General features: G+C 68.7%; 23 protein-coding genes. 14 read left to right on the top strand and 9 right to left on the bottom strand.

Annotation, left to right across the window (positions count from 1 at the left end; all coding sequences use genetic code 11):
• Window positions 1-9 precede the first annotated feature (9 nt).
• Together GJ634_RS02435 and GJ634_RS02430 are read right to left on the bottom strand one after the other, a co-directional pair.
• Window positions 10-387 (bottom strand): Rieske 2Fe-2S domain-containing protein, encoded by a 378-nt coding sequence (locus tag GJ634_RS02435; protein WP_157500343.1) that lies wholly within the window; start codon window positions 385-387, stop codon window positions 10-12.
• The gene (locus tag GJ634_RS02430) at window positions 384-1,472 is read right to left on the bottom strand and encodes an amidohydrolase family protein (RefSeq protein ID WP_157500342.1); all 1,089 of its coding nucleotides are present in this window, start codon (window positions 1,470-1,472) and stop codon (window positions 384-386) included. The genes GJ634_RS02435 and GJ634_RS02430 overlap by 4 nt, the downstream gene beginning before the upstream one ends.
• Before the next feature lie 150 nt (window positions 1,473-1,622).
• Here GJ634_RS02430 and GJ634_RS02425 point away from each other — a divergent pair, with 150 nt between their 5' ends.
• From GJ634_RS02425 to GJ634_RS02385, 9 genes are all read left to right on the top strand, one after another.
• Window positions 1,623-2,786 (top strand): thiamine pyrophosphate-dependent enzyme, encoded by a 1,164-nt coding sequence (locus tag GJ634_RS02425; protein WP_157500341.1) that lies wholly within the window; start codon window positions 1,623-1,625, stop codon window positions 2,784-2,786.
• A 3-nt stretch (window positions 2,787-2,789) separates the two neighbouring features.
• Window positions 2,790-3,755, top strand: a complete 966-nt coding sequence (locus GJ634_RS02420; protein WP_157500340.1) for an alpha-ketoacid dehydrogenase subunit beta — start codon at window positions 2,790-2,792, stop codon at window positions 3,753-3,755.
• Between the two features lie 57 nt (window positions 3,756-3,812).
• A complete protein-coding gene (locus GJ634_RS02415; protein ID WP_157500339.1) occupies window positions 3,813-5,267 on the top strand; it encodes a 2-oxo acid dehydrogenase subunit E2 in 1,455 nt (484 codons plus the stop codon).
• Between the two features lie 55 nt (window positions 5,268-5,322).
• Window positions 5,323-6,747 (top strand): dihydrolipoyl dehydrogenase, encoded by a 1,425-nt coding sequence (lpdA, locus tag GJ634_RS02410; RefSeq protein WP_157500338.1) that lies wholly within the window; start codon window positions 5,323-5,325, stop codon window positions 6,745-6,747.
• A 40-nt stretch (window positions 6,748-6,787) separates the two neighbouring features.
• Window positions 6,788-7,726: a D-2-hydroxyacid dehydrogenase gene (locus tag GJ634_RS02405; protein ID WP_157500337.1), complete on the top strand. Its 939-nt coding sequence runs from the start codon at window positions 6,788-6,790 to the stop codon at window positions 7,724-7,726.
• 52 nt (window positions 7,727-7,778) lie between these two features.
• On the top strand, window positions 7,779-8,549 hold the full coding sequence (locus tag GJ634_RS02400) for an IclR family transcriptional regulator (protein WP_157500336.1): 771 nt from the start codon (window positions 7,779-7,781) through the stop codon (window positions 8,547-8,549).
• A gap of 1,616 nt (window positions 8,550-10,165) precedes the next feature.
• Window positions 10,166-11,041 carry a ParA family protein gene (locus GJ634_RS02395; protein ID WP_157500335.1) on the top strand — a complete coding sequence of 292 codons (876 nt, stop codon included), beginning with the start codon at window positions 10,166-10,168 and terminating at the stop codon, window positions 11,039-11,041.
• Window positions 11,041-11,475, top strand: a complete 435-nt coding sequence (locus GJ634_RS02390) for a hypothetical protein (RefSeq protein WP_157500334.1) — start codon at window positions 11,041-11,043, stop codon at window positions 11,473-11,475. The genes GJ634_RS02395 and GJ634_RS02390 overlap by 1 nt, the downstream gene beginning before the upstream one ends.
• 71 nt (window positions 11,476-11,546) lie before the next feature.
• Window positions 11,547-12,185 (top strand): NAD(P)-dependent oxidoreductase, encoded by a 639-nt coding sequence (locus tag GJ634_RS02385; protein WP_157500333.1) that lies wholly within the window; start codon window positions 11,547-11,549, stop codon window positions 12,183-12,185.
• Here the strand turns inward: GJ634_RS02385 and GJ634_RS02380 are convergent.
• The 3 genes from GJ634_RS02380 to GJ634_RS02370 form a co-directional block, all read right to left on the bottom strand.
• A complete protein-coding gene (locus GJ634_RS02380) occupies window positions 12,182-12,940 on the bottom strand; it encodes an NAD(P)-binding protein (RefSeq protein WP_331713949.1) in 759 nt (252 codons plus the stop codon). The genes GJ634_RS02385 and GJ634_RS02380 overlap by 4 nt on opposite strands.
• A gap of 225 nt (window positions 12,941-13,165) precedes the next feature.
• Entirely contained in the window at window positions 13,166-14,170 is a 1,005-nt protein-coding gene (locus GJ634_RS02375) for an aldo/keto reductase (protein ID WP_157500332.1), read from the bottom strand.
• 55 nt (window positions 14,171-14,225) lie between these two features.
• Entirely contained in the window at window positions 14,226-15,287 is a 1,062-nt protein-coding gene (locus GJ634_RS02370) for a zinc-dependent alcohol dehydrogenase family protein (RefSeq protein ID WP_157500331.1), read from the bottom strand.
• A 110-nt stretch (window positions 15,288-15,397) separates the two neighbouring features.
• Here GJ634_RS02370 and GJ634_RS02365 point away from each other — a divergent pair, with 110 nt between their 5' ends.
• Window positions 15,398-16,363 carry an NADPH:quinone reductase gene (locus GJ634_RS02365; RefSeq protein ID WP_157500330.1) on the top strand — a complete coding sequence of 322 codons (966 nt, stop codon included), beginning with the start codon at window positions 15,398-15,400 and terminating at the stop codon, window positions 16,361-16,363.
• Between the two features lie 249 nt (window positions 16,364-16,612).
• Here the strand turns inward: GJ634_RS02365 and GJ634_RS02360 are convergent, their stop codons facing one another.
• Both GJ634_RS02360 and GJ634_RS02355 read right to left on the bottom strand, forming a co-directional pair.
• The gene (locus GJ634_RS02360) at window positions 16,613-16,939 is read right to left on the bottom strand and encodes a hypothetical protein (RefSeq protein WP_157500329.1); all 327 of its coding nucleotides are present in this window, start codon (window positions 16,937-16,939) and stop codon (window positions 16,613-16,615) included.
• 93 nt (window positions 16,940-17,032) lie between these two features.
• Window positions 17,033-17,278, bottom strand: coding sequence for a hypothetical protein (locus GJ634_RS02355; RefSeq protein WP_157500328.1), 246 nt, complete (start codon window positions 17,276-17,278; stop codon window positions 17,033-17,035).
• Between the two features lie 39 nt (window positions 17,279-17,317).
• Between GJ634_RS02355 and GJ634_RS02350 the strand changes: the two genes are divergently transcribed.
• Window positions 17,318-18,817 carry a hypothetical protein gene (locus tag GJ634_RS02350; protein WP_157500327.1) on the top strand — a complete coding sequence of 500 codons (1,500 nt, stop codon included), beginning with the start codon at window positions 17,318-17,320 and terminating at the stop codon, window positions 18,815-18,817.
• A 15-nt stretch (window positions 18,818-18,832) separates the two neighbouring features.
• Here GJ634_RS02350 and GJ634_RS02345 read toward each other — a convergent pair whose 3' ends face one another.
• Window positions 18,833-19,306 carry a redoxin domain-containing protein gene (locus GJ634_RS02345; RefSeq protein WP_157500326.1) on the bottom strand — a complete coding sequence of 158 codons (474 nt, stop codon included), beginning with the start codon at window positions 19,304-19,306 and terminating at the stop codon, window positions 18,833-18,835.
• A 478-nt stretch (window positions 19,307-19,784) separates the two neighbouring features.
• Here GJ634_RS02345 and GJ634_RS02340 point away from each other — a divergent pair, with 478 nt between their 5' ends.
• Both GJ634_RS02340 and GJ634_RS02335 read left to right on the top strand, forming a co-directional pair.
• On the top strand, window positions 19,785-20,273 hold the full coding sequence (locus tag GJ634_RS02340) for an Lrp/AsnC family transcriptional regulator (RefSeq protein WP_157500325.1): 489 nt from the start codon (window positions 19,785-19,787) through the stop codon (window positions 20,271-20,273).
• Window positions 20,270-21,415, top strand: a complete 1,146-nt coding sequence (locus GJ634_RS02335) for a pyridoxal phosphate-dependent aminotransferase (RefSeq protein ID WP_157500324.1) — start codon at window positions 20,270-20,272, stop codon at window positions 21,413-21,415. The genes GJ634_RS02340 and GJ634_RS02335 overlap by 4 nt, the downstream gene beginning before the upstream one ends.
• An 18-nt stretch (window positions 21,416-21,433) precedes the next feature.
• Here the strand turns inward: GJ634_RS02335 and GJ634_RS02330 are convergent, their stop codons facing one another.
• On the bottom strand, window positions 21,434-22,456 hold the full coding sequence (locus tag GJ634_RS02330; RefSeq protein WP_157500323.1) for an NADP-dependent oxidoreductase: 1,023 nt from the start codon (window positions 22,454-22,456) through the stop codon (window positions 21,434-21,436).
• Window positions 22,457-22,711: 255 nt separating this feature from the next.
• On the opposite strand from GJ634_RS02330, the gene GJ634_RS02325 reads away from it, so the two are divergent.
• Window positions 22,712-24,080, top strand: a 1,369-nt coding sequence (locus GJ634_RS02325) for a hypothetical protein (protein ID WP_157500322.1), incomplete at its 3' end; no start/stop codon positions are given.

The following is a 24,080-nucleotide window of genomic DNA, read 5'->3' as shown; positions in this document are numbered from 1 at the left end:
GGAGTGGCGTTACTCGCTGTTCACGTAGACGACGCCGTCCTCGACGACCACGTCGTACTTCGGGAGGACGTACCGGTCGTCGCCGATGTGCTCGCCCGTCTCGACGTCGAACGACCAGCCGTGCCACGGGCACGAGATAATGCACTGGTCGTCGTCGTAGTGCTGGTCGACGCGCTCGCCCGGGCCGCCCCACTCGCCGACGAGGCGTGGCTCGACTTTCCCCTCGCAGACCGGCCCGCCGTCGTGGGGGCACTCGTTGCGGAGCGCGTGGAACTCCCCGCCGGCCTTGATGACGCCGACCTCCACGCGGCCGACCTGCACGATGGCGGCGTCGCCGTCCTCGAAGTCGGCCGCGGGGCCGACTTCCACGCGGTTCTCGGCGCTCATAGGTCGAACACCTCCACGGCGTTCTGGCCGAGGATGTTCCTCCTGTCCTCGTCGTCGAGCATCGGGAGGTTCGTGATGACGCTCGGACTGTCGAAGTCCCAGTGCGGGTAGTCCGAGGCGTACAGCATCCTGTCGGTGCCGATCATGTCGAAGCAGATCTCCAACAGGTCCGGGCGCGCCGAGACCTCCAGGGGCTGCGTGCCGAAGTAGAAGTCCGTGATGTAGTCGCCGGGCTTCTTCTCCAGCAGCGGCGCCTCCTCGGAGCGCTTGAGGTACTCCTCGTTGATGCGGCTGACCAGCCCGGGGATGTAGGTGACGCCGGACTCCATGAACACGATCTCGAGGTCGGGGAACTTCTCGGCGACGCCCTGACACGCGACGCTGACGATCTGGGACATGTTCGACTCGAGGAAGCCCAGCGTGTGCGTCTCGATCATGTCCTGGTAGCCGGCGCGCACGTAGTCGTCCAGCCCGGAGCCGCCCGTGTGGTAGACGACCGGGTAGCCCTCCTCCTCGCAGCGCTCGTAGATGGGGTCGTACTTGCGGTTGCCCAGCGGCGGGCTCGCGCCCGCGGTGACCATCACGACGCCGACGAACGCCTCCTCGTCCTCGATGCGGTCGAGGACGTCCAGCGAGGCTTCGATGTCGTGGTACGGCATCGGCGCGAGCCCGTAGATGCCCTCGTCGGGGTCCAGCACCTCCTCGAGCATGTAGTCGACGTACCCCTTGACGAACGACTCGACGCGGCGGTCGTCGGCGCTGATACCGCCCATCGCGAGGATGAGGTGCGAAATCTGGAGGGTGACGTCGATGTCGAGGTGGTCCATCCCCTCGACGACGTCCTGTTTGTCGTCGCCGCCGTCCGGATACTCGGAGAACTCGCGTTCGATCTTCCCGTAGTTGAACCGGTTCCCCGTGGAGGCCGGGAAGAACGCCGAGAGGTTCTGCTTGACGCCGGTGCCGCCCCAGCCGCTCTTCTGGAACTTCGTCTTCCACGGCTCGGGCATGTACGGCGCGACCTGTTCGAAGGTGTCCGCGTAGTGCCAGTCGCAGTCGACGACGAGGTGGTCGCTGGGGTCTATCATCGACTCACCACCGCCGTGTGAACGGGCAGCATACGCGGAGAGTCGGCGCGATTTGTAATAAACCTTTACTCGGGTCGAACGCGTTCGGTCCTGTCAGCGCACCCTACCCCCTAATTTATTTAGTCCCGTTCACAACGTCGTACCCGTCGAATGACCGAAAACGCCCCAACCGACCACCCAGCCAACGCTGCCGTCAGCGCTGGCGACCCCCGGTTCCTCACGCAGGACGACCTCACGGTCGACACCCACCAAGTCGTGGGGCCGGACGGGTCCTACGACGCCGACGACGTCCCCGACCTCGACGCCGAGCAGTTCCGGGACCTCTACCGGTGGATGCTGACCGACCGCGTGTTCAGCCGACGCATGGTGAGCATCCAGCGCCGCGGCGAACTCGGCACGTTCGGGTCCACCCGAGGACAGGAAGCCAGCATCATCGGGAGCGCGTACACGCTCCAGCCGGAGGACTGGCTGTACGTCGGCCGCGCGTGGACGCCGATGTTCATGCGCGGCGTCCCGATGGAGGACATGATCCTGTTCTGGCGCGGCATCGAGGAAGGACAGCAGTCGTTCGCCGAGCACAACTCCCAGATCGCCATCTCCATCGGCAGTCACCTCCCGCTGGTCGCCGGCCTCGCGTGGGGAATGGACCTTAGCGGCGACGACGCCGTCGCCACCGCGTACCTCGGCGACGGCGCCACGTCGACCGGCGCCGCCCACGAGGCCATCAACTTCGCGGGCGCGCTCGGCGTCCCCGCGCTGTTCTACTGCCAGAACAATCAGTACGCCATCTCGCTGGCCGCCGACGAGCAGACCGGCGCGAACACGCTCGCGCAGAAGGCGCTGGCGTACGGCATGGACGCCATCCGCGTCGACGGGCAGGACGTCCTCGCGGTCTACGAGGCCGTCTCGGAGGCCCGCGAGCGCGTCCGCGAGGGCGAACCCGTCTTCGTGGAGTCCGTCACGTACCGGCTGGACGCCCACACGACCAGCGACGACCCGACGCGCTACCGCAGCGACGAGGAGGTCGACGCGTGGGAGCAACACGACCCGCTGGAGCGCTACCGCGAGTTCCTCAAATCCGAGGGGCTCTGGGAAGACGTCGACCACGACGCCATCGTCGACGAGATCGAAGCCGAGTTCGACGCCGCGCTCGAGGCGGCAAACGAGTTCGCCGAGCGGGAGATCGTCGAAATCTTCGCGCACGTCTACGAGGAGATGCCGCCCGAGCTCCAGCGCCAGTACGAGGAGTTCGTCGATCTCCTCGACCGGCGGCCGGAGATGTGCGACTTCATCGAGCAGCGACCCAAGGGGTAACTCATGCAGGCAACAATCGTAGAAGCAGTCAACGACGCACTACACACGGAGATGGCGGCCGACGACGACGTGGTCGTCTTCGGGGAGGACGTCGCCGAGAGCGGCGGCGTGTTCCGCGCGACGGACGAACTCCTCGAGGAGTTCGGAGCGGACCGCGTGGTCGACACGCCGCTGTCGGAGATTGCAATCGTCGGCGCGGCGACCGGGCTGGCGATGTACGGCAAGCGGCCGGTCGCCGAGATTCAGTTCTCGGGGTTCCTGCCGCCGGCGTTCGACCAGCTCGTGACGAACGCCAGCCGCATCCGCTGGCGCACGCGCGGCGAACTCACCGCGCCGATGGTCGTCCGGATGCCGTACGGCGCCGGGGTTCGCGCGCTCGAACACCACTCCGAGAGCATGGAGGGCGCGTACGCCCACATTCCGGGCCTGAAGGTGGTCGCGCCGAGCACGCCCCACGACACGAAGGGGCTGTTGCTCGCGTCGATTCGCGACCCCGACCCCGTGCTGTTCATGGAGCCCAAGCGCATCTACCGGTCGTTCCGCGAGGACGTCCCCGAGGGCGACTACGAGGTGCCGCTCGGCGAGGCCGCAGTCCGGCGGGAAGGCGAGGACGTGACGGTCGTCAGCTGGGGGTCGATGATGCCCGCGACGCTGGAAGCCGTCGAGGAGCTCGACGCCGACGCCGAGGTCGTGGACCTCCGCACCATCTCGCCGCTGGACACCGAGACGGTCGTCGAGTCCGTGAAGAAGACCGGCCGCGCCGTCGTCGTCCACGAGGGCCCGCGCAGCAACGGCGTGGGCGGCGACGTCGTCGCGCGCATCAACGACGAGGCGCTGATGTACCTCGAAGCGCCCGTTGAGCGCGTCACGGGCTTCGACACGCCGGTGCCGCTGCTGTCGATGGAGGACTACTACTTCCCGCACCCGCCGCGCATCCTCGACGCCATCGAGAACGCGCTCGCCGTCTGACCTCCCGGTTTTCTGATAGACGGAAATACTGAAAGGGGCGGCCGTCGCGTACACGGTATGGCCGAGCAGACGTTCGAGCTACCGGACCTCGGAGAAGGCATCGCGGAGGGCGAACTCGTCTCGTGGCTCGTCGAGCCCGGAGACGCCGTCGAAGCCGACCAGACCATCGCGGAGGTCGAGACAGACAAGGCGCTCGTGGAGGTGCCTTCGCCGTACGACGGCACCGTCAAAGAACTCCACGCGGCGGAAGGCGAGACGGTGCCCGTGGACTCCGTCATCGTCACGTTCGACGTCGAAGACGGCGGCGTCGACGACGAAGCGGCGGACGAGAGCGGGAGCGAGGACGCGGTGGAGTCCGCGGTCGAAGCCGTCGACGACGACGCGGGCGAGACTGCGGAGTCGGACGGTCGCGTGTTCGCGGCGCCGAGCACGCGGACGCTCGCGCGCGAACTCGGCGTCGACCTCGAAGCCGTGTCCGGCAGCGGGCCGGGCGGCCGCATCACGGCCGCCGACGTCCGCGCGCACGCCGAGACTGGCGACGAGACGGCCGAGACCGAGGCGACGCCCGAACCCGGCGACGGCGAGGGCGAAGAGCCAGTGCTGGTCGAGAGCGACGGCGCTGCTCGCGACCGGACGCTCGCGATGCCCGCGACTCGCCGCCTCGCCCGCGACGAGGGCGTCGACATCAACGACGTGCCCGCCAGCGAGGAGCGCGACGGCGAGGCGTTCGTCACCCAGTCGGACGTCCGCGAGTACGTCGGAGCCGGCGGCGAAGCGGCCGCATCCGCGGCGAGTGGGACCGGCGATTCCGGCCCGTCGTCGGGCGAGCGCGTGCCGTATAGCGGCGTTCGCCGGACCATCGGCGAGCAGATGGCGCGCTCGAAGTACACCGCGCCGCACGTCGCCCACCACGACGAGTTCGACGCCGCCGACCTCGTCGACGTCCGCGAGGACCTCGCCGACGCCGCGGACGCGGAGGGCGTGAACCTCACGTACCTGCCGTTCGTCGTGAAGGCGGTCACGCGCGCGCTGCAGGAGTTCCCGTTCCTGAACTCGAGTCTCGACGAGGACGCCGAGGAAATCGTGCTTCACGACGAGTACAACATCGGCATCGCCGTCGCCACAGACGCCGGGCTGATGGTGCCGGTCGTGAAGCACGCCGACGAGAAGAGCCTCGTCGAACTCGCCGCCGAAATCGACGACCTCGCGACCCGCGCGCGCAACCGCGAGCTCTCCCGCGAGGAGATGCAGGGCGGGACGTTCACCATCACGAACATCGGGGTCATCGGCGGGGAGTTCTCCGCGCCCATCATCAACCACCCCGAAGCCGCCATCCTCGCGATGGGGCCGATCGCGAAGCGCCCGTGGGTCGTCGACGACGAGGTCGTCGCCCGCGAGACGATGCGGCTGTCGATGTCCGTCGACCACCGGCTCGTGGACGGCGCGGAGGCCGCGCAGTTCACGAACCGCGTGCAGGAACTGCTCGGGCAGCCCGCGCGCCTGCTGCTGTAGCGCTGCGGCAGCCGGAACACGTGGACTTTTGGCAGGGGGCCGCGAAGCGAGTGGTATGGTAATGGGCGACATAGCGACCGGGACGGACGTCCTCGTCGTCGGCGGCGGGCCGGGCGGGTACGTCGCGGCGATTCGCGCCGCACAACACGACCTCGACGTGACGCTCGTCGAGCGCGACGCCTACGGCGGGACGTGTCTGAACTACGGCTGCATCCCCTCGAAGGCGTTCATCACGGCGACCGACCTCGCACACGACGCGGGCGACGCCGAGGCGATGGGCGTCAAGGCCGACCCCGAGATCGACGCGGCGGCGATGGCGGACTGGAAAGACGACGTCGTCGACCAGCTCACCGGCGGCGTCGAGAAGCTCTGCAAGGCCAACGGCGTCAACCTCGTCGACGGCACGGCGGCGTTCGAGGACGAACACACCGCCCGCATCGCGCACGGCGGCAGCGGACAGGGGATGGAGACCGTCGAGTTCGAACACGCCATCGTCGCGACCGGCTCCCGCCCCATCGAGGTCCCGGGGTTCGCGTTCGAGGACGACCCGGTGTGGTCCTCGCGTGACGCGCTCGCGGCCGAGGCGTTCCCGGACGACCTCGTCGTCGTGGGCGCGGGCTACATCGGCATGGAGCTCTCGACGACGTTCGCGAAGGCGGGCACGGACGTCACGGTCGTGGAGATGCTCGACGACGTCCTGCCGGGCTACGACAGCCGCCTCACGGACGTCGTGAAGGCCCGCGCGGAGGCCCTCGGCATCGACTTCCAGTTCGGCGAGGGCGCGGCCGGCTGGGAGGGCGAGGACGGCAACGTCACCGTCACCACCGAGACCGAAGCCGGCGAGGAGTCGACGTACGACGCGGAGAAGGTGCTCGTCGCCGTCGGTCGCGAACCCGTCACGGACACGCTCGAACTCGACGCCATCGGACTGGAACCCAACGAGAACGGCTTCCTCGAAACCGACGAGCAGGCCCGCACCGACGTCGAGAACGTCTTCGCAGTCGGGGACGTGGCCGGCGAGCCGATGCTCGCGCACAAGGCCAGCAAGGAGGGCGTCGTCGCCGCCGAAGTCGTCGCGGGCGAACCCGCGGCGCTGGACTACCAGGCCGTCCCGAAGGTGGTGTTCACGGACCCCGAGATTGCGACCGTCGGAATGACCGAGGCGGAAGCCGCGGACGCGGGCTTCGACCCCGTCGTCGGCGAGATGCCGTTCCGCGCGAACGGCCGGTCGCTCACCACGGGCAACGACGACGGCTTCGTGCGAATCGTCGCGGGCGGCGACGCCGGGTTCGTGCTCGGCGCGCAGATCGTCGGCCCGGAGGCCAGCGAACTCGTCGCCGAAGTGACCCTCGCCATCGAGATGGGCGCCACGCTCGCGGACGTCGCGTCCACGATTCACACCCACCCGACGCTCTCGGAGGCCGTGATGGAGGCCGCCGAACACGCGCAGGGACAGGCGATTCACACGCTGAACCGGTAACCACCCAAACAGTTACCACACCGCGCGGCGACCGGCCTGTATGGCCGACGCGTCCACCATCGACCGAATCGCGATTCTGGAGTGGGGGGACCACCCGTGTCCGCCGGAACACCTCCGCGAGCAGCTCTCGGGCCTCGACCGCGAAGTCGTCGTTCGCAGCGTCGACGACCTCGCCGACTGCGACGGCGCAGTCACCGTCTACCACCACGAGGAGTTCCTCGACGCCGTGGACTGGGTCCACACCATCCGCTCGGGGTACGAGGACTTCCCGCTGGACGCCTACGAGGACCGCGGTATCACGCTCACGAACAGCACCGGCGTCGCGGGCGACCTCGTCGCCGAATCCGCCATCGGACTGCTACTGACGCTGGCGAAGGGCCTCCACCGCTACCGAGACAAGCAAGCGAACTCCGAGTGGGAGCGCATCCCGTGGGAGCGCCCCTTCGAGTTGGCCGCGTCGTCGGTCTGCGTCGTTGGGCTCGGTGCGCTCGGCAGTAGCGTCGCGACGCGCGCCGGCGTCCTCGGGATGGACGTCTGGGGCGTCGATGTCCGCCCGGTGTCCGCACTCGGTCTGGACCGCGTCTACGACGTCGGCCGCATTCGAGAGGCGGTCGAGGACGCGCGGTTCGTCGTGCTCACCACGCCGCTGCTGGAGTCCACGCGCGGGCTGATTGGCGCGGACGAACTCGCCGCGATGCGCGACGACGCCTACCTCGTGAACGTCAGCCGCGGCGAAATCGTCGACCAGGACGCGCTCCGGGCCGCCCTCGAAGCCGACGAAATCGCGGGTGCAGCCCTCGACGTGTTCGAGGAAGAGCCGCTACCGGCGGATTCGCCGCTCTGGGCGATGGACGAAGTGGTGGTGACGCCGCACGCGGCGGCGCAGTCGAACAACTACGGCGAGAAAGTCGCGGCCCTCGTCGCGACGAACGCCCGGTGTCTCGGTGCGGGTCGGGAGCCGTGGAACCGCATCGTCTGAGCCGGTTCGTATTTCCCGAACACTTTTCTCGGTGTCCCGCGTTCGGAGCGGTATGGTACAGCAGAACACGGGCCCGAAAGCCCCCGTGAAGACAGCCGAGCGCACGTTCGAGCTCGTCGAGTTCCTCAAAGACGCCGACGGCGCGACGCTGACGGAAGCGACCGACGCCCTCGACCTCCCGAAGAGCAGCGTCCACAACTACCTGAAGACGCTCGAACACCGCGGCTACGTCGTCGAGACCGACGGCGTCTACGAGGTCGGACTCCGGTTCCTCGACCTGGGGGCGTACGCGCGGACCAACGTGCCGCTGTACCCCGTCGCCGAACCCGAACTGGAGGCGCTCGCCGAGGAGACCGGCGAGCTCGCGAACCTCCTCGTCGAGCAGGACGGCCGCGGCACGTTCATCTACCGGAAGAAGGGCGAGAACGCCGTGAAGATCGACTCGTACAACGGCCAGCAGATTCTCCTCCACACGACTGCCGTGGGGAAGGCGATTCTCGCGAACCTCCCCGGAGAGCGCGTCGAGGCCATCCTCGAACGCCACGGCCTCCCCGAGAAGACCGAGCGGACGATTACCGACCGCGAGGCGCTGTTCGACGAGCTCGACGAGATCCGCACAGAGGGGTTCTCCTACGACCGCGAGGAGCGGATTCACGGCCTGAAGTGCGTCGCGACCCCCGTGTTCCACGACGGCGACGTCGCCGGCGGAATCAGCGTCACGGGGCCGACCAGTCGGATGTCCGAGGAGCGAATCGAGGGCGAACTCAAACAACAGCTCCGGAACGCCAAGAATATCATCGAACTCAACCTCTCGCACTCGTAACTGACTCGCCAATCTATCCGGGAAATACTCAGTCTAGTTCGCGATATGCGAACAACGAATTGTCTCGTCGGTCCATGTACGCCTAACAACGTGAAATGAACCGCGTATAGCGGTCGAGAATTACCTCGGGCCGCGAATAATTCGGATTTTCGAAACGGAATATGCGCTCCGTGGCTAACCCACTGACGCATCGTCGTTCGAGCTATTCACGAAAAATATCGAAATCGGCGAAGCAAATGCGGCCGTATGGCTTATGCGGTGACGAACCGTCGAATCACCGGCATGCTCAGCCGACTGCGATGCCGAGATCAGCCGATTCTCCAGTTCGTATTTGACGGACGCACCGGCCGGACTTAGACAAAATAACAGAAGTACTTTTGTTATTTCCTCGTCGGTCGGGTGCGCCTATGGCCACTGTCGGTACTAGCTGATGACGGCTATCCAACTGCGGTGAACCGAGCTGTACCGTCGAAGCCGTTCGATTACTCCTGCTCGTTCGAGCTTCGTTCAGCTGCTGACGACCGTCACGGTACGGTCGCGGACGCAGCAGCACTGGGCAAAGTCTGTATCCTAGCATACGGTTTATGACTGTGATGTACCAGAGGCTTTCGAGTACGCGTACGAGCGCGCGCGTGGCCAAAGCGCCGTGGCTGTGTCGCTCAGCTCGCGGAACTCACTCGCTCCCGATCGACTTTGGTCTCTCGAACTGTTCACGAATACAGGTATCGCCACTCACACGATGCGCCGCGGGTTCGGTTCGATGTCTTCGATCTATCTCGGTTCTGGGCCTCACGTGACTGTCGGTAGTCGAAGCGATCCCGAAGCGCCAACCCTCGACATTCGCTACGGAAGTGACCCCGCGCTCCGCGGTCGTCAGTTTCCCTCCGGCTCCGACTGGCCGGCCCGATGGCCTCGAGACGTCGAGTACCCAGCCGTCGAGGCGTTGTGCCCGTACACTCGCCGCTTGTAAACCACATATTGCAATAGAGAATGTTGGCGGCGGGCCGAACCAACCGCTTCGCAGTCGTGGCCGGTCTAGGCCACCACGAGCGTTCCTCGAGGAACGTTCGGCGAATGTTCCGCTACCCATCTCGCGGTTCGGTGGTGTTGGGTCCGGTCGCGTCTCAGACTGTTCGGTCTGGAGCTCCAGTCGACGGGCGCAGGCTACCGCTCGTCGGCCAGCGCTTCGAACGACCGAACACTCGGTCCGCAGAGCCCCGATTCATTCGGGCTCTCCTCGGCAGCGGTGTCTGCAACCGATCGCCTATCGAGAGTAAGAAACCTATCGTAGACAAGATAGCTATCGTAGACAAGGTACCTATTGTTGTGGTGGCTGATGTCGCGCCGTACTCTGTACTGTTTTAGCCTGCCTGGACACTCGAGGCACCGACCGTGAGCGGCATCTGTGTGGCGTCGGTTCCGGGGGTAAACCAACGAAGGCAGATGAGCTACCTTAGGTACCTATTGTAGCTTAGGTAGGTGGCGTACCTTGAGTGGCTAACTTAGCCACCTCTGCTACCTATTCCCGTTGTTTTATACCGGATGCCGAGGAATCCCCACCTGATTCAGCGTAGGCACCGCAGACGCGATAGGTGCCTATCCCTGACGAGGTAACTATGCAAACTGAACCACGCGCTGTCAGCGTCGGCATCCTGAAGGGCGGCTTCGCGAAGACGACCACCGCGCTCAACCTCGCGCGGGAACTCGCGCACCGCAACGAGCGCGCGCTCGTCGTCGACCTCGACGACAACGGGCACATGACGCTCAACCTCGGGTTCGACGAGCGGTACAACAGCACGGACGAGGACGGGAGCAACCACGCCGAGGCCGTCCTCCTCGAAGGCGAGGACCCGCGGGAGCACGTCGTCGAGGTCGCCGACGGCCTCGACTTGTTCCCGGCCCACGAGGACTTGGAGAGCGTGCAGTCCGCGCTCAAGGAGGCGACGATGGGGACGACGCGGCTGAAACGCGACCTCGTCGACCCGCTGCTCGGCGAGGAGTACGACTACGTCGTCATCGACTGTCCCGCCAACCGCGGGAAGCTCAACGACAACGCGATGTACGCCACGGGCAACCTCATCATCCCGCTGCGCCCGGAGAACGGCTACGAGACCGGCCTGTCGAACACGCTCGACCGGCTCGTGCAGGAGGCCCGCGAGTACTTCGAGTTGAACATCCTCGCGGTCGTCCCCTCGGACCTCCAGAAGCGCATCGACCAGTCGACCCGCGACCGCAAGCTCCTCCGAGAGATCACGACTCGGGACGCCATCGACCACCTCGTCCCGAACTTCGCGTACCTCTCCGAGGAGGACTGGGCGGCCATCGAGGACGGCGAGTACGACGGCGACCTCCCGGGCATCCGCCACCGAGCGTCCATCGACGACGCCCACCAGGAGGGCGTCCCGCTCCGGGACTACGACCCCGAGTGCGACCAGCTCGCGGCGTACGACGAGCTCGCGGCCATCGTCGAACGCGGGGAGGTGGTCCGGTAATGGGCTTCGACGACCTCGAAGCAGCCGAGCAGGACCGCAGTGACCGCGACGACGGAGCGGACGAGCAGGCAGACGTCGCTGCGGAGACGGCCGACGGCGAAGCCGAGGCCCCGGAGCCCGAGGTCGAGTCGGTGACGGACGAGGAAGCCCCGTCGGCCGACTCCTCGTCCGAGCAGACGACGACTACCGAGGACGACGTCAGCGACCAGCCCGCCTTCGAATACGGCGACGTGAAGCAGGCGCCGATGTACGCGCGGCCGGAGTCGTGGGCGGCGCTCGAGGACGCCCTCGACCTGGACGTCGTACGCACGCTGCGCGAGGACGGCGTCCGCAACGAGGAGAAGCGCGAACTCCACGACGCCGTGCTCCGAGTGGCCGCCGACCACCCGGACGAGATTGCCGAGGCGGTCCAGCGCGCTCGGCGCGAGGAGTAGGCCGCCGGAATCGTAGCTTCCGTGCCACTTCGCAAAACCCTATGTCGGTGCCCGACGAACGGAGACACGACATGGACGTACTCCTCCTCGGCGCGAGCGGACGCATCGGCCACCGGATAGCGGACGAACTCTTGTCCCGCGGGCACACTGTGACTGGCGTCTCCCGGAGCGGTCACGTCGACGGCATCGACGACCCGGACTTCGAGGCCGTCGCGGGCGATGCCACCAACGAGGTCGACGTCGCGGACTTCGCGGAGGGCCACGACGCGGTAGCGTCCGCGCTCGGTCCCGGCGAGGACGAGGACGTCGACGTGCTCGTGGAGATGGCCGAAACCGTCGTCGCGGGGATGCGGGACGCGGGCGTCAGCCGCCTCGTCTGGACGGGCGGCGCGGGCGGCCTCTACGTCGGCCCCGACACGCGACTGGTCGAGACGGAGGACTTCCCCGAAGACTGGGTGCCCATCGCTCGCGCGGCCATCGACGCCTACGACGTGATCAGCGCGGCCGACGACCTCGAGTGGACGTACGTCGCGCCCGCGGCGCTCATCGAACCCGGCGAGCGAACGGGCGAGTACCGGACCGCGGAGGGCGAACTCGTCGCCGACGAGGACGGCGAGAGCTACATCTCCATGGAGGACTTCGCGGTCGCGTTCGTGGACGAACTCGAGTCCGGCGACCACGTCCACACCTACCTCGGCACCGGCTACTAGAGCGTCGCAGTGACCTGTTCGGCGCTGGCGACTTCCGGGACGATGACGCGGTCGGCGCCGGCGCGGCGCGCGAGCTGCTCGTAGGTCTCGTCGCCGACGCGCACGATCAGTCGGACGCTGGGCGCGATTTGGCTGGCGTTCATCGCAATCTGGATGTTCGCGTTCGAGTCGTCGATGGCACCGACGACGACGCCGGCGCGTTCGACGCCCGCGTCCGTCAGCAGTTCCTCGCGGCGAGCGTCGCCCTGGATGGCGAGCAGGTCGTCGTCGAGTGCGCGCTGGAACTCCGCGTCCTGTGATTCGATGACGACGACCTCGCGGTCCGTGTCGCGGAGCGTTCGCGCGATCGTTTTTCCGAACGTGCCGTACCCACAGATGATGACGTGGCCGCGGAGGTCCGCGACCGCTTGTTCGATTTGCATGTGTTTGAGCTCTGTCTGAATCTGGCCGCCGAACGCCGCCGAGAACACGGTCTCGCCGATCCAGAGGCCGGCGACGACGAGCCCCGAGAGGACGACGACAGCGTACGCCTTCACGAGCCGCTCGGGACCGTCGTGGGCGGCGAAGTGGAGTTCGATGCTCGTGGGGTCCAGCAGCCAGAAGAGCGCATCAACGACGCCGACACCGCCCAGCGAACTGAACCCGGCGACGCCAGCGGTGACGACGGCGGCGAACGCCGCGACCGGCCGAAGCAGCTGGCGGAGGAGCTGCCGGCGGACGACGGCCCGCAGCGGCGTGTCCAGCGAGCGCTTCACGCTACCCCCACCTCGACGCGACCGCTCGCACCGCCCAGCGACCCCAGTGCTATTCTCGACGAATGACCACCAATTACGTCCATAGGTTACCTAATCGAACGCTATTTGACAAAACAGAGTACAGACGATAGCATAATAGCCTTTTCTACGACACGATTAACCAAACATATCTCATGGGGCGGGGATAACGCGGAAAATACCGGGGTAAACGGTCTGTATGCCGATTTACAGGCCGGCGTACGGGCCGCCCTTGGCTTCGGTGAGTCGTTCGACCTGCTCGTCGGAGAGGTCGACGTCGGCCGCTGCGAGGTTCTCTTCCAGCTGGTCGACGGTGCGCGCGCCGACGATGGGCGCGGTGACGCCGTCGCGGTGGGTGAGCCACGCGAGCGCGACCTGTGCGGGCGTCGCGTCCACCTCGTCGGCGACCTCGTCGAGGACGTCGTGGAGGTCGAAGTTCTGCTCGGTGAGGTAGTTCTCCGCCCAGCGGGAGTCCTCGCTGGCCGTCGACTCGCCGGTGAGCCCGTCCTCGCGGTCGTACTTCCCCGTGAGGAAGCCCTGCCCGAGCGGGCTCCACGGGCAGACCGCGAGCCCCTCGCTGCGGGCCATCTCGAGGTAGTCGCCCTCGATTTCGCGGTCGACGAGGTTGTACCGGGGCTGGACGACCGTGAACGGCTCCCAGCCCTCCTGTCGCGCGAGCTCGTTCGCTTTCGCGACCTTCCACGCGTTCGGGCGGAGCGTCGACGCGCCGATGTAGTGGACCTTCCCGGCCTCGACGAGGCCGTTCAGCGTGCGCATCAGCTCGCGGGTCGGCGTCTGGTCGTCCCAGCGGTGGATGTAGAGGACGTCGACGTACTCGGTGCCGAGGCGGTCGAGGATGGCGTCCACGCGGTCCCGGAGGTTCTTCCGGTTGTTCCCGCGGCTGTTCGGGTCGCCGTCCCGGATCTGCCAGTAGATCTTCGAGGCGATGGTGTACCGCTCGCGGTCGCGGTCGGCGAGCCAGTCGCCGATCCACTCCTCGCTCTTCCCCTCGCCGTAGACGTCGGCGGTGTCGATGTACCGGCCGCCCGCGTCGGCGTACGCGTCCAGCAGTCGTTTCGCGCGCTTCTCCCCGATTTCGACGGTTCCCTCCTCGGTCTCGCGGCCGAACCGCCACGTCCCGAACTGCAGCTCGCTGGTCTGGAGGCCCGTGTCGCCGAACTGCACGAAGCCGAGTTCCTCGGAGTCGCTCATGTTCGTCGCTAGCTACGACGACCCGCCGAAAAAGCGTGCGGCAACCGGCAAACCCCTAGAACTCCGTGACGAGTTCGATGCCGCTGGTCTCGTAGTCGGTCATCGCCGCCAGCCGGTCGGAGACGGCGCCGAGGTCCACTCGCTCCGTGACGAGTTCCTCGGGGCGGAGCTGGTCGGACGCGATCATCCGCAGCAGTTCGTCGTACCGGGACGGCGGCATCCCGCGGGAGCCGAGCACGGAGACGTCCCAGCGCGTGATCTCGTCGACCGGCAAGGCGACTTCACCCTTCTCCGCGTCGGTCGTCAGGCCGACCTGGACGTGGGTGCCGCGCGTGCGGAGGCAGTCGACGCTGTTCCGGCAGGTCTCCGCGCGGCCGAGCGCGTCCATCGAGACGTGCGCGCCGCCGTCGGTCAGCGCGGCAATCGTCTCGGGCACCGAGTCCACGCGGTCCGAGCGGACGGTCTCGGCGGCGCCGACCTGTTCGGCAAGGGCGAGCGGTTCCTCGCGGACGTCGACGGCGACCACGCCCGCGCCGAGCGCGCTCGCAATCTGGACGCCGGCGAGGCCGAGGCCGCCGCAGCCGTGGACGGCCACCCAGTCGCCGCCTGCGACGTCCGCGCGGTGGGCGAGCGCGTGGAACGCCGTCGCGTACCGGCAGCCCAGTGCCGCCACCGCTTCCATCGGCACGGCGTCGGGGACGACGGTCGCGTTGAAGTCCGCGTGCGGGACGTGGACGCGCTCGGCGAACGCGCCCTGCGCGTCGTGTTCGAACCCGAGCGCGTAGCCGTCGTCGCAGACGTTCCCGTGGCCGCGGCGGCACTGCGGGCACGACCCCTCGCCGAGGTTGAACGGCACCGCGACCCGGTCGCCGACGGCCACGCCGTCCACGTCGTCGCCGACCTCGACGACGGTGCCGGCGGGCTCGTGGCCGAGAATCTGGCCGGGGTCAACGCGGTCGTCGGCCCACTCGCCGTGGCCCTTCCAGGCGTGCCAGTCGCTCCGACAGATGCCGCACGCTTCGACGGAGACGACGACGCCGTGGGGGTCGGGCTCGGGGTCGGGGACCTCCTCGACGGCCAGCGGCTCCCCGTACTCGCGTAAGACTGCTGCGCGCATACCTCGACTACGCGGCGTCCGTAACTTAAGCGTACGCGCAGCCGGCCCGGTTTGCCGCCCGCCCCGCCGGAGGGCGTAGTCTTATCCCCTCCTGTGCCGTGGCCGCGAGTATGCGAGCAGTCCGCTTACAGGAACACGGCGGCCCGGACGTGCTGGGAGTCGAAGACGTCGAGCGACCCGCACCCGGCCCGGGCGAACTCCTCGTCGAGGTGGCGGCCGCGGGCGTCAACCCCGTGGACACCTACTACCGCGAGGGAACGTACACGCCCGTGTCGCTCCCGTTCACGCCGGGCGTCGACTACGCCGGCACCGTCGTGGAGACGGGCGACGGCGTCGATGCGTTCGCGGTCGGCGACCGCGTATACGGGACGGGCATCGGGAACACGGCCAACCAGGGCTCGTACGCCGAGTACGCGACCGTCCCGACCGACCGCACCGTCTCGCTGCCCGACGGCGCCGACCTCGTGGAAGCGGGCGCGGCCGGCGTGGTAGCGGTCACTGCGTGGCGCGCGCTCGTCGACCACGCCGCCCTCGACCCCGCGGAGTACGCGCTCGTCCACGGCGGCTCCGGCGGCGTCGGCCACGCGGCCGTCCAAATCGCCGACGCAGTGAGTGCGCGCGTGCTCACAACCGCGCGGCAGGAGTACCACCACGACGTCGCCGCGCTGGGCGCCGACGAAGTGCTCGACTACACGCGCCACGACCTCGAAGACGCGGTGCGGTCGGCCTCGGACGGCGGCGTGGACGTCGTCCTCGACCACCGCCTCGACGACTACTTCCAGTTCGACGCGGACGTCGCCGCGCAGAACGCTCGCGTCGTCGGCATCGGCGAGAACAGCCCCGACCCGGGGTTCGCGAACGACACGCCGGCGCGCAAGAAGGACGTCACCTACCAGTTCATGAGCATGTTCAACACGCCTGACCTGCGCGTGCCGCTGCGCGGCGTCGCGCACCTCATGGAGACCGGGGAGCTGTCAATCGAGGTCGCGGAGACCTACGACCTCGAGGAGGCCGCCGACGCCCAGCGCGACATGCTCACCGAGAGCTTCCTCGGAAAGCTCGTCGTCACGCCCTGACAGAGAGCGAAACCTATTGGTGGCGGCGCGACGACACCTCGCGTGCATGCGACGTCGATTGGTCCTCGCGTGCGTGCTGGTCGCCGTGGCCCTCCTGACGGCCGGCTGCGTCGGAAACCCGCTCGGCGGGGAGCCGACGCCGACGGCCACCGTCGCCGACGCCAGCGACGCGGCGAACGACACGACGAGCACGCCGAACGAGTCGAACGGAACCGACGACGCGCCCACGGTGGGCGACGCCGTCGCGAACTACTCCGCGGACCGCTTCGCCGTCGCCTCGCTCGCCGAGGCGAGCGGCGGGGACGTGGTCGTCGCCGGTGCGACCGGCTTGCGCGCGGCCAACGCGACCGTCCTCCGCGTCGGTGCGGACGGCGAGACCGAGTGGGCGTACGAGGAGTCGTCGGCGAACCGGAGCGGCATCGCGGCCGTCGCGCCCGCCGACGACGGCGGCGCGTACGCGATTCGCACCGAACGCCACGTCGACGAGAACGCGTCCCGGCCCTTCGAGACGAGCGTCGCCGTCGTCCGCTTCGGGCCCGACGGCGACCGGCAGTGGACCGAACCGCTGAACACCACGGGCTACCTCGGCCGCGGCCTCGCCCTCGCACGTGCCGAGGACGGCGTGGCGGTCGCGTACGCTCGCGCCGAACGGGGCGTCCGGCTCGCGCGCTACGACGCCGCCGGCGACCGCACGCTCGAACACACGTACGACGCGGAAGCCGCGCCGCGAGCCCTCCGGACGACCGAGGACGGGTTCGTGCTCGCCGGCACGGTCGCCTTCGACGCGCCGTGGGTCGTTCGGACGAACGAGACCGGCGCACCCGTGCTGAACGAGACGTTCGACGACGGCAGCGGCGGCCGCGTCGCGGACGCGGTGCGACCGACGAAGGCGGCGTCGTCCTCGCGGGCTGGCACCGCGGCGGCTTCGGCGGGTTCACCCCGTCGCCGTGGGCGATGCGCGTCGGCGGTGACGGCGTGCCCGAGTGGAGCCGCGTCTACGAGACCGGCGCGGAGACCCGCGTCGTCGACGCCCTCGCCGCCGAGGACGGCGTGGTCCTCGTCGGCGCCGACCGCGCGCCGTGGGGCGACGACAGCACGGCGCGGTTCGTCGGCGTCGCCGCGAACGGTACCGAGCGGTTCCAGACGAGTCGCGCCGACAGCACCCGCATCGTGGCCGCGACGGGCAGCGGGGAGTCGGCGACCGTCGCGACGACGAACTACCTCGAGCCGAACGCCTCCAGCGACGTCTGGACGGTCGACTTCCCCGAAGCGGCGGCCGGCACGCCGCTCGACGCGGAGGCCGCCCCGACGTCCAACGAGTCGGTCTACCGCGGGCAGGCCCTGGGCTTCGAGGCCCCGAATGCGTCAGCCGACACGCTCAACCTCGTCGCGGTGCCCGGCGAGTACGACGACTTCCAGCGCCACGTCGAGCGCCGCGTGTGCGTCGGCGACGACGACCGCGCGGTCGTCGACTCCGCGACGCTCGCGCCCGGGACGTACGCCGTCGAGACGCCGGACGGCGAGGTACTCGCGGTCGACGACGGGGAGCTGACGGCCGCCTCGGACAACGAGACGGCGGCCTTCGAGGTCGTCCGCCAGGCCCTCCGCGTCGGCACGGAGTCGACGTTCGTCGACGCGGCGTCCGGCGACGCGAACGCTACCGTCACGGTGGCGACCGAGCGGACGAACTACTCGGTGTACGTGAGCGCCGACCGGTTCCGCGGCGACGCGGCCGGCGCGGACGCGCTCCGCGACGCGTTCGCCGACACGCCCGGATTCGCGGGCGTCGAGCGCGTGGGCGGTCGAGCGGTCGCTCGCGTGGACCTCGGGCCGGCACACGAGGTCTCGCCGAGCGACGGGTTCCACCGCTGGAACCAGCGGTTCTCGCTGTCCGCGGACGCCCTCGACGCGGGGCTGTACCGGCTCCGCGTCGCGAGCGTCGACACCCGCGACGGCGGCGCGGTCGCGACCACGCGGCTCGTCGTCGGGAAGTCGACGGCGGAGCCGCTGAACGTCACACTCGAGAACGAGTCGCTGACCGTGCCGGTCGGCAACGAGTCCAGCACGAACGTCACCGTCGCCGGGCTCTCCGAGGGCGTCGGCGCGATGTCGATGAGCGCGCGGCGGGCCGGCGACCCCGCGGTCAGCCTGCAGGCGAACGTCGACATCGACGCCGACCGCGGCGAGGGCAGCGGCAGCTGGTCGGACCGCGAGGCGACCGCCAGCGCCGCCGCGTTCGGCGGGAACACCAGCGACGGGACGGTCACCGTCGGCGAGCTCGAAGTCAGCGCCCGCGAGCGCACGGTCAGCGTCGACGGCAACGAGACCAACACGGTGACGTTCGGCCTCGACTGGGTCGTCAGCGAGGACGGGACGCCGTACGCGATTCCCGACGAGCAGGCGTTCACCGTCACCGTGACGAACGAGACCGCACCGCAGGACGGAGCGTCGTAAACCGCGAGAACCGGGTTACGCCGACTCGGCGGCGTCGATGACGGCTCCGTAGTCGGGCTCGTTGGTGGGGTCGTCGGCGACCCACGAGTAGACGACCTCGCCGTCGTCGTCGAGGACGAACACCGCGCGGTTCGCGATGCCGTACAGCCCGAGGTCCGGGATGTCCATCTCGAGGCCGTACTCCCGGATGGCGTCGCCGGCCATGTCGCTGACGAGGTCGAACTCGATGCCGTGTTCCTCGCGGAACGCGCCCTGCGAGAACGCCGAGTCGGCGCTCACGCCGAAGACGGTCGCGCCCGCGTCCTCGAAGTCGCCGAGGCGGTCCTGGAGCGCGACCATCTCGTTCGTGCACGGCGGCGTGAACGCGCCCGGGAAGAACGCCAGTACGACCGGGCCGTCGCCGAGGTGCTCTTCGAGCGCGAAGTCCTCGTGGTCGCTGGTTCCGAGCGTCGCCTCGAACCGTGGTGCTGCGTCGCCTGTGGACACCATACTCGGAGGTACGTCTCAACGACGGAAAAGGCTACGTCCGAACGATGACGGGTCAGTCGAGGAGGTCGTCGACGGACACGCGTTCGCCGTCGAGCCGGACGAAGAAGTCGGCGTCGCCGCCCGTGCGCTCGAAGTCCGTCATCGAGCCGGTGAACCGGAAGGCGTCCCCGAACCCCTCGTTGCCCGTGAACCCCGAGACCGTGACGGTCCCGTCGTCGTTCTCCGTGACGAGGTCGTTGTTCTCGGACTTCGAGCGGGCTGATTTGAGTCGTTCATACCTCCCCCTGCGGACACGGCCGTATTTTTACGGAGAATCAAGGAGAAAGCCCCGCTCTTCAGGGCGGGGAGGATGTCAACCGCGTGCTTCACGGCGAGTAAGTTCGTCGTACGTGTCACGTCGGCACCGGACGCCGTCGGGGCGTGTCAGTATCTGCCGTGGGTGAGAAATCCTTTTGTCTCGCTGTCGTGGAGGGTACGCATGAGCAGTCGCGAGAAGATACTCCCGTTGTTGCGCGAGAACGCGCGGTACTCGACCGAGGACCTCGCCCGCCAGACCGGCCTGGACGTCGAAGAGGTCGAGGCGACCATTCAGGAGCTGGAGAGCGAGGGCGTCATCCGCGGCTACCGCGCCATCGTCGACCGGAACCAGATCGAGCCCGAGCGCGTGCGGGCGTCCGTCGAGCTGAACGTCACGCTCGACCGCGAGACCGGCTACGACGACATCGCCCAGCGGCTCGCGAAGTTCCCCGAGGTGGAGGGGCTGCGGCTGGTCAGCGGCGACTACGACTTCGCGATGGACGTCGAGGGCGACTCGATGAGCGAGGTGTCGAACTTCATCAGCGAGCAGGTCGCGCCCGTCCCCGAGATCACGCAGACGGTCACCCACTACATCATGGAGACGTACAAGGAGGGCGGCGTGGAGTTCGAGGACGGCGACGACGACGACCGGCTCTCGGTCTCGCCATGAGCTTCGAGGAGTCCGAGCGCCTCGAGACCGTCCCGCCGAGCGGCATCCGCCGGTTCTTCGAGCTCGCCGAGGAGCAGGACGACATCATCTCGCTGGGCGTCGGCGAACCGGACTTCGCGCCGCCGTGGGCGGCCCGGGACGCCGCCATCGAGTCGCTGGAGCGCGGGCAGACCTCCTACACGCCGAACCGCGGGCTGCGCGAGCTCCGCGAGGAGATCGTCGACCACGTCGCGGCCAACTACGACCTCGACTACGACGCCGACGAGGAGGTGCTCGTGACCGCGGGCGCCAGCGAGGCGGTCGACCTCGCGTTCCGCGCGTTCCATGACCCGGGCGACACGGTCGCGGTCGCGCAGCCGTCGTACCTCTCGTACGTGCCGGCCGCGCGGCTCGCGGGCGCCGACGTCGTGGACGTGCCGACGCGCCGCGAGGACGAGTTCAAGCTCACGCGGGAGGTCCTCGAGGCGTCGGGGGCCGCGGACGCGGACACGCTCGTGCTGTGTTACCCGAACAACCCGACCGGCGCGACGATGACCCGCGAGGAACTCGAACCGGTCGCGGAGTTCGTCCGCGAGCACGACCTGCGCGTGTTCGCCGACGAGATCTACGCCGCGCTGTCCTACGAGCACGACCACACCTCCATCGCCACCCTCCCGGGGATGCGCGAGCGCACTGTCGTGTTCAACGGCTTCTCGAAGGCCTACGCGATGACGGGGCTGCGGCTCGGGTACGCGCTCGCGCCGCCGGAGGCCATCGAGTCGATGAACCGCATCCACCAGTACACGATGCTGTCGGCGCCCACCACCGCACAGCACGCCGCCCTCGAGGCGCTGCGGAGCTGCAGCGACGACGTCGCGGAGATGCGCGAGCAGTACGACCGCCGCCGGAACTTCGTCCTCTCGCGGTTCGAGGAGATGGGCATCGACTGCTTCCCCGCGTCGGGCGCGTTCTACGTGTTCCCCGAGTGCCCGTGGGACGACAGCGAGGCGTTCGCCGAAGCCCTCATCGAGGAGGAGGGAGTCGCCGTCGTCCCAGGCGGCGTCTTCGGCACTGGCGGCGAGGGCCACCTCCGGGTCACGTACGCGACGGGGCTCGGCGACCTGAAGGAGGCGCTTGCGCGCATCGAGTCGTTCATCGACTGACGCTCGACGCGCGCCCGCCTACTCGCCGCCCGGTTCAGAGACGCCGACGACCTGTTTTCCGATGTTGTCTCCAGAGAACAGCCCGAGGAACGCGTCGGGCGCGTTCTCGAGCCCGTCGACGACGGTCTCCCTGTGGGTGATTTCGCCGGTGGCGACCCATTCGGCGAGCTGTTCGCTGGCCTCAGCGAACCGCGGCGCGTAGTCGCCGACGAGCAACCCCTGTACTCTCGCGCGCGCCGCGATGAGCTGCGGGAGCTTCCGCGGGCCGCTCGGCACCGACTCGTCGTTGTAGTGGGCGATTTGGCCGCAGACGGCGACGCGCGCGTCGAGGTTCAGCTTCGTGAACACCGCGTCGGTAATCGGGCCACCGACGTTGTCGAAGTAGACGTCCACGCCACCGGGTGCGGCGTCGTCGAGCGCACTGCGGTAGTCGTCGACGTCGTCGTAGTTGATTGCGGCGTCGAAGCCGAGGTCCTCGGTGAGCCATTCGACCTTCTCGTCGGTGCCCGCGAAGCCGACGACGCGGCAGCCGTTGAGCTTCGCAATCTGTCCGACGACCGACCCGACCGCTCCCGCAGCCCCGGAGACGACGACCGTGTCACCGGGCTTGGGTTCGCCGATATCCAACAGTCCGAAGTACGCCGTCCGGCCGGGCATCCCGAGCACGCCCAGATACGCCTCCGGGGACGCGACCGAGGGGTCGACGGGGGCGACCTCGTCGGCGTCGAGGACGCTGTAGTCCGCCCACGTCCCGTTGCCGGTCACGAGGTCGCCGGCCTCGTACGCGTCGGTCTTGCTCTCGACGACCTCGCCGACGACGGCGCCCTCCATCGGGTCGCCGACCGTCCACGGCTCGGCGTACGACTCGGCGTCCCGCATCCGACCCCGCATGTACGGGTCGACGGAGAGATACCGCACGCGGACGAGCACCTCGCCGTGCTTTGGGCTCGGTACGTCGCTTTCGCGGAGTTCGAAGCTGTCCATGTCCGGCTCACCGTCGGGTCGCTCGGCGAACACCCACTCGCGGTTGGAGTCACGCATACCTCGTCTTCTCGCTACGGCCCGAGGATGGTTGCGCTTCCAGCAGTGACTTCCGCCGACTCACTCGCGCGGGCGTGTTGGCGCTCGACGAAAGGTTCGCCAAACTACTACTCCTAAGTTGCCGGGCTCCGTCCACGGGAACGTGATACCGCGAGGACAGACCGGCGAGACGGTACCGACCGGGCCGGCGGCTGCGCGCGGCTCCCGAGAGGTGGCCACGCGGGCCGTTTGTCGAGCCACTGCGGGGGGAGAGCCGTGAAGCGAAGCGCCGTACTGGCGGTCGTCGGGTTGCTGGTCGCGTCGTCGGTCGGCGCGGTCGTCGCCGTGGGGAGCGCCGCGCAGACCGACGTCGCCGTCCAGTCCGTGGAGACGTCCGTCGACCAGCCGGCGCCCGGCGAGCCGTTCACGCTGACGACGACCGTCGCGAACCTACAGAGCAGCTCCGGCTCCGTCGACGTGACCGACGTGTACGTGCGGAAGGCCGGGAGCACGACCGAGTACGGCCGCATCGAGAACGTCGGCGCGATCGCCGCCGGCCAGACGCTCGACGTGCCGCTGACGGTGAGCATCGGCTCGCCCGGGGAGCGCCGGCTCACGGTCCACGTCGTGGTGCGCGACGACGACGGCGACTACCAGCGCATCAACTACCCGCTGTACGTCGACGTCGAGGAGCCCGACGAGGCCGTGGTGTCGTTCTCGACGCCCGACCTCGTCGCGGGACAGGAGAGCACCGTGAACGCCTCCGTCTCGAACGGCGACGAGGGCGTCCTCTCGAACGTCCGGCTGGAGCTGGCCGGGGACGCGAGCGTCGACAACGCCGAGCGCGTGAGCGCGTCCATCCCGTCGGGGTCGCAGGTCACCCACGAGTACCGCGTGACGTTCCCGGAGGCGGGCGAGCGGACGCTCGCGGCGACGCTGACGTACAAGACGAGCGAGGGGGTGACGCGAACCGTCGACCGCAACGTGACTGTCGACGTGGCCGAGACCAACGTGGACGCGGCGCTGACCGCGACGCCGACGTCGGTGAACGGCACGGCCGCCATCGAGGCGTCGCTGACCGAGTACGGGAACGTCGAGCTCCGGGACGTCGAGGTGCGCGCGTTCAGCGGCGGCGAGGTCGTCGCTCGCGCGCTCGGCGAGGACGTGCCCGCCGAGGGGACGCGGACCGTGACGCTCGACGGCGACCGGATTCCCGCCGGCGAGGTACGAATCGAGGCCGCGTACACTGCCGCCGGTGAGCGTCGGACGGCCGAGCGGACGCTCCGGTACTCGCCGCGGGCCGTCTCGGAGATCTCGCTCACGGGCGTCGAGTTCACGCGGGACGGCTCGACGGTCGGCGTCAGCGGGGACGCCGCGAACCTCGGGAGCGCGGACGTCGGCTCCGTGCTCGTGTCGGTCGGCGACGCCGAGGGCGTGTCCGCGATTCCGCCGAACGGCGAGTACTTCGTCGGTTCGGTGCAGTCCAGCGAGTTCGCGACCTTCGAGGTGAGCGCGGCCGTCGACGAGGGCGTCGAGCGCGTGCCGCTGAACGTCAGCTACTCGGTGAACGGCGAGCGCCTCTCGCGGGTCGCGACCGTCGACCTCAGCCAGCCCTCGGCGGGCGCCGACGACGGCTCGGGCGGCT

Source organism: Halobacterium sp. CBA1126, from assembly GCF_009741975.1.
Taxonomy (GTDB): Archaea; Halobacteriota; Halobacteria; order Halobacteriales; family Halobacteriaceae; genus Halobacterium.
Note: the sequence above shows the minus strand (reverse complement) of the source record. Positions and strands in the feature narration are given on the sequence as shown.